This window comes from Corynebacterium sp. ACRPQ (assembly GCF_022347225.1).
Lineage (GTDB): Bacteria > Actinomycetota > Actinomycetes > Mycobacteriales > Mycobacteriaceae > Corynebacterium > Corynebacterium tuberculostearicum_D.
Genome location: NZ_JAKRNF010000008.1, coordinates 47,831 through 60,770, shown reverse-complemented (window position 1 = coordinate 60,770; position 12,940 = coordinate 47,831). Strand labels below are relative to the sequence as shown.

At 59.4% G+C, this 12,940-nt stretch carries 12 protein-coding genes; 3 read left to right on the top strand and 9 right to left on the bottom strand.

Annotation, left to right across the window (positions count from 1 at the left end; genetic code table 11):
- Positions 1 to 6 precede the first annotated feature (6 nt).
- The 3 genes from MHY24_RS06365 to MHY24_RS06355 all read left to right on the top strand — a co-directional run bounded on the left by MHY24_RS06365 (position 7) and on the right by MHY24_RS06355 (position 3,040).
- A complete protein-coding gene (locus MHY24_RS06365) occupies positions 7 to 537 on the top strand; it encodes a peptidylprolyl isomerase (RefSeq protein ID WP_005326254.1) in 531 nt (176 codons plus the stop codon).
- Positions 538 to 646: 109 nt separating this feature from the next.
- Positions 647 to 1,300, top strand: coding sequence for a rhomboid family intramembrane serine protease (locus tag MHY24_RS06360; protein ID WP_204610614.1), 654 nt, complete (start codon positions 647 to 649; stop codon positions 1,298 to 1,300).
- 306 nt (positions 1,301 to 1,606) lie between these two features.
- Positions 1,607 to 3,040, top strand: a complete 1,434-nt coding sequence (locus tag MHY24_RS06355; protein ID WP_204610612.1) for an NAD(P)/FAD-dependent oxidoreductase — start codon at positions 1,607 to 1,609, stop codon at positions 3,038 to 3,040.
- Here MHY24_RS06355 and MHY24_RS06350 read toward each other — a convergent pair.
- From MHY24_RS06350 to MHY24_RS06310, 9 genes are all read right to left on the bottom strand, one after another.
- On the bottom strand, positions 3,012 to 3,575 hold the full coding sequence (locus MHY24_RS06350; RefSeq protein ID WP_204610610.1) for a hypothetical protein: 564 nt from the start codon (positions 3,573 to 3,575) through the stop codon (positions 3,012 to 3,014). The genes MHY24_RS06355 and MHY24_RS06350 overlap by 29 nt on opposite strands.
- A 74-nt stretch (positions 3,576 to 3,649) precedes the next feature.
- Positions 3,650 to 3,919, bottom strand: coding sequence for a cell division protein CrgA (gene crgA, locus MHY24_RS06345; protein ID WP_204610608.1), 270 nt, complete (start codon positions 3,917 to 3,919; stop codon positions 3,650 to 3,652).
- Between the two features lie 64 nt (positions 3,920 to 3,983).
- Positions 3,984 to 5,942: a Stk1 family PASTA domain-containing Ser/Thr kinase gene (pknB, locus tag MHY24_RS06340; protein WP_239228753.1), complete on the bottom strand. Its 1,959-nt coding sequence runs from the start codon at positions 5,940 to 5,942 to the stop codon at positions 3,984 to 3,986.
- Positions 5,943 to 5,945: 3 nt separating this feature from the next.
- The gene (locus MHY24_RS06335; RefSeq protein ID WP_239228752.1) at positions 5,946 to 7,394 is read right to left on the bottom strand and encodes a serine/threonine-protein kinase; all 1,449 of its coding nucleotides are present in this window, start codon (positions 7,392 to 7,394) and stop codon (positions 5,946 to 5,948) included.
- Entirely contained in the window at positions 7,394 to 8,824 is a 1,431-nt protein-coding gene (locus tag MHY24_RS06330; protein ID WP_204610601.1) for a penicillin-binding transpeptidase domain-containing protein, read from the bottom strand. The genes MHY24_RS06335 and MHY24_RS06330 overlap by 1 nt, the downstream gene beginning before the upstream one ends.
- The gene (locus tag MHY24_RS06325) at positions 8,821 to 10,173 is read right to left on the bottom strand and encodes an FtsW/RodA/SpoVE family cell cycle protein (protein WP_239228751.1); all 1,353 of its coding nucleotides are present in this window, start codon (positions 10,171 to 10,173) and stop codon (positions 8,821 to 8,823) included. The genes MHY24_RS06330 and MHY24_RS06325 overlap by 4 nt, the downstream gene beginning before the upstream one ends.
- 3 nt (positions 10,174 to 10,176) lie before the next feature.
- Positions 10,177 to 11,541, bottom strand: a complete 1,365-nt coding sequence (locus MHY24_RS06320; RefSeq protein WP_239228750.1) for a PP2C family serine/threonine-protein phosphatase — start codon at positions 11,539 to 11,541, stop codon at positions 10,177 to 10,179.
- Positions 11,538 to 11,990, bottom strand: coding sequence for an FHA domain-containing protein (locus tag MHY24_RS06315; RefSeq protein WP_005329668.1), 453 nt, complete (start codon positions 11,988 to 11,990; stop codon positions 11,538 to 11,540). Before MHY24_RS06315 ends, MHY24_RS06320 begins: the two co-directional genes overlap by 4 nt.
- Positions 11,991 to 12,015: 25 nt before the next feature.
- The gene (locus tag MHY24_RS06310) at positions 12,016 to 12,849 is read right to left on the bottom strand and encodes a DUF3662 and FHA domain-containing protein (protein ID WP_239207738.1); all 834 of its coding nucleotides are present in this window, start codon (positions 12,847 to 12,849) and stop codon (positions 12,016 to 12,018) included.
- Positions 12,850 to 12,940: the final 91 nt, after the last annotated feature.

The following is a 12,940-nucleotide window of genomic DNA, read 5'->3' as shown; positions in this document are numbered from 1 at the left end:
TTTACAATGGCTGGCATGACTCAGAAGACCGCAACTGCAACGATGCATACCAACTACGGTGACATTGTTATCGATCTCTTCGGTAACCACGCACCGGTAACCGTTGAAAACTTCATCGGCCTGGCCAAGGGCGAGAAGGACTACTCCACCCAGAACGCAAAGGGTGAGCAGTCCGGCCCGTTCTATGACGGCGCAATCTTCCACCGCATCATCGATAACTTCATGATCCAGGGCGGCGACCCTACCGGCACCGGCCGCGGTGGCCCGGGCTACCAGTTCCAGGACGAGTTCCACCCGGAGCTGCAGTTCGACCGCCCATTCCTGCTGGCCATGGCCAATGCCGGCCCAGGCACCAACGGCTCCCAGTTCTTCATCACCGTGGCGCCGACCCCGCACCTGAACAACCACCACACCATCTTTGGTGAGGTTACCGATGCTGCCTCCCAGGAGGTTGTGTCCAAGATCGCCAAGGTTGATACCGACCGCATGGACCGTCCGCACGAGGACGTTGTTATCGAGTCCATCGATATCGCGTAATCACCTTTTCCCTCGGGCCCGTCACCGCATTATCCATGCGGCGGCGGGCTCGTTGCAGTTTTACCCCGAGCCACCCACCACTAGACCCGCCCCAAGGACTGACAACTTCATGACCATGGTGAGAAACTATGTCCGCACTACCCCGGCGACCGCGCTCATCGCCGCCGTCTGCATCATTGCCTGGCTTATTACCGCGGTGCAGGCCCGGACGCTGGGCGCTACCTTCTATGAATCCGACCTCGCGGTGGATTGGGGCCTGTGGGGCCCGCAATATCCGATTGCGCCGCAGACGGCGCTGTCCTCCGCGTTTATGCACCTGGATGCGGGCCATTTGGCGGTGAACATGATCATGCTCCTTCTCATAGGCAAGGAGGTGGAGCGGGCCCTTGGCACCGGGTTGTACCTCGCTGCCTATCTCATTTCTTGTCTTGGCGCGTCCGCCATGATCCTGACATTCGACTTTGAGACCCCCACCGTCGGCGCCTCGGGCGCGCTCTTCGCGCTCATGGCCATGCTGGTGGGTGCTTACCGCCAGCGCGGGCTCGATCTCCGCGCACCCATCGCCCTCGTTCTGGCGAACGTGGCCTATACCTTTCTAGCCGATGGCGTATCCCTGTGGGGACACCTTGGCGGGTTGTGCACAGGCATCGTGTTGAGCCTTTTCCTCTATCGAAAAAGCCCCACCCTCCGCTGGGGCGGCGTTGCTGCGGTGGCCGCGGTAGTCCTCGCACTATTAGCCCACCAAGCTGGGGTTTGGGGATAACTGTGGAATTTGATCACCGGAAAGCGTGTGCGAAAGAATTCCACAATGGTTATCCACATTGTGGATAACTACATTTTTGTAATTTACCGAACGCTTTTCCGGAGTTTTCCCTGATCACGCTGGTCTAGCCCGTGCGAAAGTGTGAAAATCAGCTTGTGGAAGCCCGTGAAAACAGTTATCCACAGGGTGTTAATAATTGTGTGAAATTCACATTTCACAGGTTTTCTCCACAGCCTGTGGATAACTTTCTACCCATTGTGTTAACAAGACTGATAAATTTGGGCATTGACCTGCATAAGGAGCATTGTGGATTATCAACCTCGCGCTGTGATCGTCGGCGCAGGCCCGAATGGCCTCACGGCCGCGGCCCGCTTGGCCATGGCCGGGTGGCGTGTGGATATCTACGAGCGCGCCGGCCGGCCCGGTGGTGCAGCGGCATCCTCCGCGGAGATTTTCCCGGGCACGATCGTGGATCTCGGCGCGGCTGGGCACCCCTTTGGCGTAGCGAGCCCGGCCTTTCGCGCCCTCGACTTGGAAGCCCACGGTGTGCGGTGGCGCAATGCTCCTTATCCCATGGCCCATCCGCTCGAAGGCGCGCCGGCTGGGGTCCTGCACGGTTCCTTGGCGGATACGGCGGCGGAGTTGGGGCCCGATGCCCAGGCGTGGAGGCGGCTGCACGGGCACATTGTCCGCCACATCGATGAGCATGTGGACAACGCGCTTACCCCGCTGGTGCGCTGGCCAGATCGCCCTGTGCGCTTGGCGCAGTTTGGCGCGGCCGGGGTGTTGCCCGCCAGCAGCTTGGCGCGCGCGGCCTTCCGCACGCCCCAGGCTCGCGCCCTCTTTGCAGGTAGCGCGGTACACGCGATCACCTCACCGACTACGCCTTTTACCTCGGCGTTCGGCCTGCTCTTTGGCGGGCTTGGCATGACCCGCGGCTGGCCTGTGGTGGAGGGTGGCACCGGCGCTCTTATCGACGCCCTCCTTAACCTCCTCCGCTCCCACCATGCCCGCCTCCACACCGGATGCGAGGTCACCGACCTGCGGGAGCTGCCTCCGGCCGATGCGATCATTGTGAACCTCACCCCGCGCCAGATTCTGCGGCTGGGTGGGCTGGAACTGCGGGACGGCACTCGGCGGAGCCTGGCACGCTGGCGCTATGGCAGCGCCGTATTCAAAGTGGACTTTCACCTCAGCGAACCCGTGCCATGGGCCGATCCGCGCGTGGGTCAGGCCGGCACCGTGCATGTGGGTGGCAGCTTGGAGGAAATATGTGGGGCTGAGGGGGACGTCGGCAAGCGGCGCATGCCTAAGCGCCCCTTGGTATTGGCATGCCAGCAATACGTGGCAGACCCATCTCGAGGGCAAACGCTGTGGACCTATGCGCATGTCCCGCGCGGCTATGTGGAGCGCTATCCGGGTGAGGTCACCGAGCTGATTGCTGCCCAGATTGAGCGCTTTGCCCCCGGATTTCGCGATACCATCCTGGCCACCCGTGCTACGAGCCCGGCCGATCTGGAGCGATGGAATCCTAATTTGGTGGGCGGCGATATCGCCGGCGGTTCCATGACCGGGCTGCAAACCCTCCTGCGACCACGCTTCTCGGCCCATCCGCACCGACTCGCCCCGGGAGTATTAATGGCCTCTAGCTCGGCCGCTCCTGGCGCTGGCGTGCACGGCATGCCGGGGTGGTGGGCCGCCGAAGAAGCGCTTAGCGCGTGGAACGACGCTGCCAAATAAAGAAGCCCGCGCCGATGAGCCACAAACTCGCGGCGGCGAAGTACCCAGGGATGGTCGTGGTGCGGGGCAGGTAGGAATTGCCTGGGACGAGTCCGGCAACCACGGGCTCGAGGAGGAAACCAAGTACGGCGAGGTAATCGAACCAGCAGAACCGTGCCGAGGCCGCGCCGGCCAGCCCCAGTACCGGTCCAGAGAGGAGCGCCAGGAAGAACCACTGGGCGTTGTACTCGAATGCCTCGCGCCAGTTATATACACCGAAAACCACGAGCAAGGCATAGTGCACCGCCAGCATCATAACGATGATTCCCGTACCGGCCAGGAGTGCCTTGAGCCACCGGCCCGGAAACTCCTTACCCATGAGGTAGCTAAAGATTCCCCACACCATGCCCGAGCCTAGGACGTTGCCTAGGTAGTTGCGCACGGAAAGGCGGAAGGGAGCGGCGCCGGTGAGTAGGGTGGCGTCGGCAAACGCGATGTGCACGGCCGCGTAGGCCACCGAAATGATGAGGCCAGCAGCAAGAATATGGCGAGACATGTGGCTCCTAGATATGAAAAACCCTCGCCGCCTACAAAAAGTAGGGAGCGAGGGAATAGGTTGTGGAGTTTAGCTTAGCGCCAACCCATGGTCATTAGCAGGCCGATGATGGCCAGTCCGAAGCCGATGCCGTAATTCCATGCGCCGAGATCCGCCATGAACGGGATGTCCTGGCCAGCGAGGTAATTGACCACCAGCCACAGCAGGCCGATGACCATCAGTCCCAGCATGATGGCGACGTACCACTTCGGGGTGCCCTCAGAATTGATCTTGACGGGCGTGCGGTTGGTAGCAGAGCTCGAGGTAGGGACGGAGGAGTTCTGGGAAATCTTTGACTTCGGCATAAGATACCTTTTCTAGATTTAAAGTCTTATCTAAGTTCGTACTGAGGCCTTAGGATACCAGCAGTTATGGCTGCGGCAGAAGTGCAGCGGGGTCGAAGCTCCACAGGCGGATATCAATATTTTGATCCTTGCGCATGGTATCGCCCGGGTTCACAGACGCCCAGCCAATCTTATTGGCATCCACCAAGGCACCGGTAGGAGCCGGCTCGCCCACGACGAACTGGCCGGTCCAGCCAGCCTCCCGCAGCGCGGCCTCGGCCTGGCCCTCATTCTTGCGTACCAGGTCAGGGGCCTTAAAGAGCATGCCATTGGATACCTCAACGGTAACCGGCTTGCCTTTTTCCAGCTCCGCGCCCTGGTTGGAGACGCTGAGCACCGTGCCCTTCGGCTCCAAGGAATCCACCTCGCGGACGTCTACATCAAAGTCATTCGACTCGAGGCGGCTCTGGGCATCATCGACGTCCATGCCGGCGACATCGGGAACGCGCTTCTTTTCGACGCCCTTAGAAACCGTTACCCGTACCTTGGATCCCTTGGACAGTTGCGTACCACCCGCTGGATCCTGCTTGATGATTTGGCCGGCCGGTGCTTCATCGTTTTCTTCCGAGACATCGGAGTTAAGCGCCAAGCCTGCCTCCTCGAGGGCCTGGGAGGCTTCATCCAAGGTCATGCCGGTGATATCTGGGACGTCCGTAATCTCCTTGCCGGAGGAAATAGTCAGCGTGACCGAGGCGTTCTTCTGCAGCTCGGAGCCTGGGGCCGGATTAATGCGGATGGCATTATTGCGTGGAATATCCGGGTTGGCCTCCTCATTGACGGTGACCTGCAAACCCATGTCTTCTAGTTCCTTAACCACCTCGTTGCGCGGGCGGTTTTCCACCTCTGGCACGGTGATTTTGTCCTCGCGGGCCGATTGGGTCTGGCGTGGCTTATCTTCAGAGTCTTTATCGTTGGAGAAGAAATCCCAGGCGAAGTAGCCCACGATGGCCACCAAGAGTGCGGCCAGGAAGGCTGCCAGCCACTTCATCCAGCCGCCACCCTGATTGTCATCGTCCTCGGTGGGGCGGGTGGACTGGATTGGCGCGCGGTGCGCGGCCGCAGCTGGTGCGGCGGCGCCGACCATTTCGGTAGGCTGCTCGTCTTCTTCCTCGTTGACGTGCATGCGCGCCGCCGCGGTGACCTGCCCATTGCGTAGGCGCTCCAAATCGCCGGCCATCTCCCAAGCGGACTGATAACGATCCGCCGGGTGCTTGGCCATAGCGGTAAGTACTACCGCATCGATATTGACGCGCTGGGTAGGAGTCAGTGAGGGCTCCGCGATGAGCTCCGACGGCGGCGTCGGCTCTTCCTGCACATGCTGATACGCAACCGCAAAGGGGGTTTCGCCCTCAAAAGGCGTATGGCCAGTAAGCGCCTCATAGAGAACGCAGCCCAGCGCATAGACATCCGAGCGGGCATCCGCGTTCTTACCGCGAGCCTGCTCCGGGGAAAGGTACTGGGCGGTGCCGATAACGGCGGAAGTTTGCGTCATCGCCGAGGTGGAATCATCCAAGGCACGGGCGATGCCGAAATCCATCACCTTCACCTGGCCGGTGTTGGTGAGCATAATATTTGCCGGCTTGATATCGCGGTGGATAATCCCGGCCTCGTGCGAGGCTTGCAGTGCATCCGCTACCGGTTTGAGGATATCCGCCGCTTCCTGGGCGGACAGGGCTCCGTCCTCGCGAATGATATCGCGCAGGGTGCGGCCGTTGACCCGCTCCATGACGATATATGGGATGGTCATACCATCCAGTTCGGTTTCGCCGGTGTCATAAACCGCCACGATATTGGGGTGATTCAGCTTGCCCGAGTTCTGGGCCTCGCGGTAAAAACGCTCGCGGAAGTTGACGTCGCGCGCCATTTCCGGGCGGAGCATCTTTACCGCTACTTGGCGGCCTAGGACGGTGTCTTCGGCAGCATAGACCTCAGACATGCCGCCGGCGCCGATGATCTCGCCTCTCCGATAGCGGTCATTGACCATCGCTTAGTCACCCTCCTGTGTAATTAGATCGGCTAAGTCTCCGGGGAGCTCATTAGCCTGCGAGTTTACTGGAGTATCCAGCTCAGGTGTAGTTTCAACGTGCGTATCCTGCGGATTCTGTTGCGTTGGTACGGCCGGGGGCTGTTCCTGGTGGGTAGGCGAGTGGCGCGTGGGTGTCTCGCGGTGAGTAGTGGTACGCGGGGCTTCTTCGTGATCGGATTCCTGCGGCTCGGTCTCTGTCACCGTCACTGGTGCAGGGGCCTCTTCCGTATCTTCGTCCGGGGTGTCCTGCGGGGTGGTGGTGGGATCGCGGTACTCCGTAACCACCGAGGTCTCCGGGGTGCTAGAGGGCTCGCTGTCGCCCTCGTTATCGCTCAAGTTGTGGTAGGCAGCGTAACCACCACCGGCCACGGCTGCGAGGAGCAGGGTGATACCCAGGCCCTTCAGGAAGGAGGATCCGCCCTTGGACTCCTTGTGCGGAGCGGTGCCCGCAGCCGGATGGATCGTGGTGGGCTGGGCAACGTTGCCCAACATCTCCGTGGATGCGGACGGAGAGGGCTCGGGTGCGCGTTGTGTTAGTGGTGCGGACTTAGGCTGCGGCGGGCGCTTGCCCAAGCGAACTGCGGAGATGGCCAGAGTGAACTCATTGCCATCGGCGTAGCGGGTCGCCGGGTCCTTGCGCAACGCAATGCGGATGAGCTCGCGAGCCGGGGCGCTGATATTCGTCGATAGTGGCTCCGGCTCCTGGTTGATGTGGGCCAGGGCGATGGACACGGAGGAATCTCCGGTAAACGGGCGCTTGCCGGCGAGCATTTCATAGCCGACGACGCCGAGCGAATAGACGTCGGAAGCCGGCGTGACGTCCTTGCCCTGTGCTTGCTCGGGCGATACATATTGCGCGGTACCCACCACCATGCCGGTGCGGGTCAGCGGCACGGCGGCGGCCGCCTTGGCAATGCCAAAGTCCGTGATCTTGACCTGGCCATTTTGCGTAATGAGGAGGTTGCCGGGCTTAATATCGCGGTGGACCAGCTCCATGCGGTGAATGATGGACAGGCCATGCGCCGCCTGCTCGAGGACATCGAGAGCGAGCTCTTCTTGCAGCGTATTTTCGCGCGCCAAAAGGTCTGCGAGGGATTCGCCGCGCACATACTCCAAGGCCATGAAGCAGAACTTGCGGCCGTTATCCTCTAGCTCGCGGTAGTCATAGGTGGCCACCACGTTCTCGGATTGAATGGATTTGGCCGATTTCGCCTCGTTGCGGAAGCGGGAGAGGAATTCGTGATTATCGGAAAACTCCGGGCGCAGGACTTTGATCGCCACCTCGCGATCGTTGCGGGTGTCATCGGCCAGCCACACGGTGGACATTCCGCCGTGGCCGATGATCCACTGGAGCTCGTAGTCGCTGCCAATAAGTTCTTGGAGATGTTCTTTATTCTCAGCGCTATTCATTACTGCTCCCCCTGGTATGCGCGCAGGATGGCGCGGCCAATCGGGCCGGAAACCTTGCCGCCCGTAGCGGACTCACCCAAGTTACCACCATTTTTCACCACGACGCCCACGGCGATATCGCGTTCCGGATCGAAGGCAACGTACCACACGTGCGGGGCCAGCCCCTCGCCGTGCTCGGCGGTGCCGGTCTTCGAGGCAAAGCCGTTACCGTCATAGCCCCAGGACGAACGCTCAGAGGCATACATCAAATCAGTAAGCGTAGCCGCGGTCTCCTCATTAACCGCCTGGTCTGCCTTCTTGGGTTTGGTGGTGCGGACATCTTTCATCTGGGCGTCGGTAATGCGATTGACCAGGTAAGGCTGCATGCGGGTACCCTTATTGGCCACGGTGCCTGCCATGACTGCGGCCTGTAGCGCGGTCATGGTGACATCGCGCTGGCCGATGGCAGACTGCGCCGTGGCCGCACCGTCCGGCAAATCGCCCAAGGTGCCGCCGGAGGTGGACACGCCAAGGTCGTAGTTCTCACCCACGCCAAAGGCCTTGGCGTACTTGCGCAGCTCATCCGCGCCGATCTGCTCCGACATTTCCACAAACGCGGTATTGCAGGACAGCGCAAACGCGGTCTGGAGCGTTACCGAATCCTGGCCATTGCACTTTTGATTGGCGTAGTTGGTCAGCTCCGTAACCGTATCCGGCAAAGTAATGACGTTGGAACCGGTCAGCGTGGAAGAGGGATCAAAACCATTGTTTAGGCCTGCCGCAGTGGTGATGATCTTGAAGATGGAGCCAGGGGGCAGCGTTTCTGCACCGGCGTGGTTGACCAGCGGCTGGCCCTCCTGCTCTTGCAGGTTGGCCCAATTATCCTCGGCAGAATCGCCCATCAGATCATTGGGGTTATAGCCAGGGTTGGAGGCCATGGCCAGGACCTTGCCGGTGGAAGGTTGAATGGCAACCGCAGAGCCCTCGTAGCCAGGACCCACCAGCTGATCATAGGCAGCCTGCTGGAGCGCAGGATCGATGGTGACCTCCACATTTGCGCCCTGCTTCGGCTTATCGGCCAGAGTATCCAGCCAGTTTTGCTTCATTAAAGAATCATCAGAGCCATTGAGGATGTCATTTTGGGAGGACTCCAGTTCCGAGGCACCAAATTGGCTAGACAAGTAGCCGGTCAAGTTGCCAAAGGCCGGTGAATCAATGGGGTAGGAGCGCGAGTAGGTTTCATCCGGGTTCTGCGTCGACTGTGCCAACACGGTATTGCCCGCAAAGATCTGGCCGCGCGGAGTGGTCTGCATTTCCATGAAGCCGCGCATATTCCGTGGATTATGGGCGTACTTATCTTCAGAAAATGCCTGGATCACCGTCAAATTGACCAGCAAAATAGCGGTCAAAATGACGGCAAATAAGGACACTAGACGGATGGATCTATTCATCGGTGAGCCTCCTGGACCGACGGGAACATGGAGGTATCGCTCGGCGCATTGCTCGAGGTCTCCTGCATGGGGCGGCGAGCCGCGTTAGAGATCCGCAGCAAGATCGCCAACAATACATAGTTAGCCATGAGAGAGGAACCACCGGCAGACATGAATGGCGTGGTCAAACCGGTCATCGGCAGCAGGGCAGAAATACCGCCGGTGACCACAAAGACCTGAACTGCCAAGGTAAGAGAAAGACCGGAAGCCACCAGCTTGCCGTAGGTATCGCGGGTGCGCAGCGCAGTGCCAAAGCCGCGGGTGGCCAGCATACCGAAAAGCACCAGTACGGCGGCTAGGCCAATGAGGCCGAACTCCTCACCGATTGCGGCAAGGATGAAATCCGAGTGGGCCACCGGAACTAGTTCTGGATGCCCCTCGCCCAAGCCGCTGCCAGAGATGCCGCCAGAAGACATGCCGAATAGCGACTGGGAAAGCTGGAAGCCCGTGCCATCATAATTGCCCAGCGGGTCTAGGAAGTTAGAAAAGCGTTGCTGGATCTTCGCGGAGATCTGATAAATACCAAAACCGCCCACACCGACGAGGACAACGCCGATAAGCAGCCAGCTCACCCGGCCGGTGGCCATAAACAGCATGCCAAGGACGGTGCTAAATAACAGCAGCGCTGGGCCGAAGTCATTGGAGATACCCATGATGACGATCGCGATGGCCCAAATGATCAGGATGGGTGCGAGGTCGCGCAGACGCGGCAGGGAGATACCCAGTACTCGGTATCCCGCTACGGTAAACAGGGAGCGCTTTTGCGTCAGCAGCATGGCGAAGAACAAGATCAACAAGATCTTGGAAAACTCACCAGGCTGGATGGAGAAAGGGCCCAGGTTTAGCCAAATGCGTGCCTCCACCCCTGGAGGCTGCGGCCATACCAGCGGCAGGGCCAGCAGCACAAGGCCTGCGGCGCCCAAGATATAGGAGTAGCGCGTCAGTGACCTGTGGTCCTTTAATATGGCTAAGACCAGCACGAAGAGTACGAGTCCGACGATGGTCCACATGACTTGACGCACCGCGAGCCCGCTTTCATTGACCAGATCCAGGCGGGCCAACATGATAAGCCCGATGCCGTTGAGAATCGCCACAATGGGCAGCATGATCTGATCGGCATAAGGCGCTAAGAAACACATCACCAAATGGGCGACGGTGAAGACGCCAATGAATCCGCCAATAAGGTAAACCAGATCCATGGTCAGCGCGTTGTCTTGGGATAGCTCCAGGCTGACCAAAGTGATAGCAAAGACGATGGCGGCTAGGATGAGCAGGCCGAGTTCGGTTCCTCGGCTAAAAAACTTTTTCACAACCTACACCTCCCGGCAGGTGACGCCAGGCTTGTTCTTCTTGGCATCTTTTTTATCTTTTTGGCTCGGCGCAGTGATACATGGCTTGAGCGCCTTATCGCCCAAATCATTGACTTGCTGCTGTACCTCACCTAGATCACCAGTGGAGAGATGGTCGACGGCGCTGCGTTCAGATTCCGGTAGGTCCGTAACCTTTAGTGGTGCAAAGTCGCCCTTGCACGGCTCGCCGGAAAAGAGGAGCGAATTGCTGTCATTAATGCACACGTTTTGGTGCGTGGAGTGTAGTTCCTTGCCAAAGACGGAGTAGTCAGCACCCTGTTGGATGGTGATTTCCTGTGCCTCGTTGGTAGCCACGTAGTAATTATTGGACAAGAAGTTCTTCGCCCACAGTCCGGCACCGATGACCAACGCTAGGACGATGAGCAAGGCAAGGAGTACTTTCCAGCCGATCTTTCGGCCGGAAGTTTCCTCCTCCGCTTCGTCATCATTAGGCTCTGGGTGCTCGTCCTTGCCATCCGCCATGACGGCCGGCGGAATTACTTGAGGCTTGCGGGAGAGCTGTGCCGCCCGCGAGGCGGAAGAATCCGGATGGGTTGGTTCTTCCGTAGGACCCGCGAGGGCGCCCACGCGGAATGGTTCGTGCTCCTGGGGGCTTTCCTCGGTTACTTCACCGATAACCACGGTGACATTATCCGGACCTCCGGAGCGGATAGCTAGTTCCACTAGGGTGGATCCGGCCTGCTCGATGCTGCCTTGCCCCAGCGCGGTTTCAATAGTGGAGGCTGTTACCGGATCAGAAAGCCCATCGGAGCACAACAGGATACGGTCGCCGGGCTTGGCGTCGAGGGTAAATAGCGTTGCCTCGACCGGGCGGCCCGTATAGGCCTTTAGAATGAGGGACTTTTGCGGGTGTGACGAGACGTCGCCTGGGTCCAGTTCGCCCTTATCCACCAAGGATTGCACATAGGTATCGTCCTTGGTGATCTGCTTGAGCTTGCCGTCGCGCAGCAGGTAGCCGCGGGAATCGCCTACGTGGCAGACACCGAAATCAGTGCCATTAAAGAGCATGGTGGACAGCGTGGTGCCCATGCCTTCGGTTTCTGGGTGGGCCTTGACGTGATCACTAATGGCCTCATTGGCCTGCTCGGCGGCCGCTTCCAGCAGGGCCTTGGTGTCTTCCTGGCCCGGATCTTGGTCCAAGATTTCTAGGTGGTTGACCATCAGCTCGGAGGCAACCTCGCCCGCCGCGTGGCCACCCATGCCATCGGCCAAGATCAAAAGGTGAGGACCGGCGTAGCCTGAGTCCTCGTTGTTGTCGCGAATGAGGCCGCGATCGGACTTAGCAAAGAAGTTCAGCTTCAGTGTCATGCGTTCAACCTCACGGTGGTGCGGCCCAGCTTAATTTCGGAGTCCGCGCCGACTACCTCGGGTTGGTCGATGCGCACGCCATTGACAAAGGTGCCATTGCGAGATTCCAAATCCTCCACAACCCATTCGCTGCCGCGGCGGAATAGCCGGGCATGGTGGCCAGAAGAATAATCGTCGCCCGTGACAAAGTCGCAGTCAGAGGCGCGGCCCAACGTGCAGTCCTCCAACGTGCCCAATTCCATATGGGAGCCCTGCAGGGGCCCCTCCACGATGGACAGCTGCTTAATCGCTTCCCGACGCCGCGGTGCGCCAACCTTCTTCGACTGCTGGCGGATAGCACCAGCAGACTTATTAGTATCGCGGCGCATGGCGTTCAAGGCCACCAGGATAAAAATCCAGAGCAGAGCCAACAAGCCGATGCGAAGCGCCAGCATGATGACTGCATCCATGGCGACCTCCCTTCCTTAACTGAACTTAGTAGCTGTGCGAATCAAGGCCCGTAATGCGGACCTCGATGTGGGAATGGCCCATGGTGATCACGTCGCCATCGGCAAGCAGCCAATTATCAATCGGCGTTTCATTCACCGTGGTGCCATTGGTGGACTGCAAATCCACCAGCACTGCGTCTTGGCCGTTCCAGGTGATCTCCGCGTGCTGGCGGGAAACACCCGTATCCGGCAGGCGCAGGTCCGCGTCATTGCTGCGGCCGATAATATTGGAGCCTTCCTGGACGTGGTACACGCGCGAGGAGCCATCCTGCAGCATCAGGTTGACTGCGGGGCCCTGCGGCTGCGGGGCGGGTTGACTATCTGGAGCAATGAAAGCGGTAGTTACCGCATCATCAGCAGTATTCTCGTGCTGCTCTGTCATCTGGTCCTCCTGACCATCAAAGTCGTGGAAAATAGCCTCAAAACCGGTCTCTTCCGTGGGCTCGTGATCAATAAACGAGGACACGCGAAGCTGACCCGTGCGCAAACCAGATTCTTCTGCCACTCGCACAATCACGGGGCCCGCGAGGGACCATCCGCTATTGCGAATAAAGCGCGTCAACTGGTCTGCACAATCGGCCGGCACATTGCGATCTTGCGACAAGTTCTCCAAATCCTTGGAGGAGACACCCACAGTCATTACGTTCGGACTATAAAGGTTGTCATCGTCGCCGCGCGCGAGATTGTCCTGAGCCTCTTGCTTCAAAAGCTCATCAATTTCCGCGGGAACGACCTTGCCGCCGAAGACAAGGGCCATGCCGTTATCAAGGCCGCGTTGCATGGCGGAGTCCAGCTTCGCCAGCTTTTCCAAAAACGCCACGAGCCATTCTCCTTTCCACCATGCAGCGATCAGTAGCGATCAGTATAGTTTGTTCACTCCCTCGAAACGTAGATGGCGACGCGAAAGTTCC

Excerpts from the sequence above, each read along its gene's own strand:
- MHY24_RS06360 (WP_204610614.1), top strand. The coding sequence starts at position 647 with ATGACCATGGTGAGAAACTATGTCCGCACTACCCCGGCGACCGCGCTC.
- MHY24_RS06335 (WP_239228752.1), bottom strand. The coding sequence starts at position 7,394 with ATGAATAGCGCTGAGAATAAAGAACATCTCCAAGAACTTATTGGCAGC.
- MHY24_RS06320 (WP_239228750.1), bottom strand. The coding sequence starts at position 11,541 with ATGACACTGAAGCTGAACTTCTTTGCTAAGTCCGATCGCGGCCTCATT.
- MHY24_RS06315 (WP_005329668.1), bottom strand. The coding sequence starts at position 11,990 with ATGGATGCAGTCATCATGCTGGCGCTTCGCATCGGCTTGTTGGCTCTG.
- MHY24_RS06365 (WP_005326254.1), top strand. The coding sequence starts at position 7 with ATGGCTGGCATGACTCAGAAGACCGCAACTGCAACGATGCATACCAAC.
- pknB (WP_239228753.1), bottom strand. The coding sequence starts at position 5,942 with ATGGTCAATGACCGCTATCGGAGAGGCGAGATCATCGGCGCCGGCGGC.
- MHY24_RS06350 (WP_204610610.1), bottom strand. The coding sequence starts at position 3,575 with ATGTCTCGCCATATTCTTGCTGCTGGCCTCATCATTTCGGTGGCCTAC.
- MHY24_RS06330 (WP_204610601.1), bottom strand. The coding sequence starts at position 8,824 with ATGAATAGATCCATCCGTCTAGTGTCCTTATTTGCCGTCATTTTGACC.
- crgA (WP_204610608.1), bottom strand. The coding sequence starts at position 3,919 with ATGCCGAAGTCAAAGATTTCCCAGAACTCCTCCGTCCCTACCTCGAGC.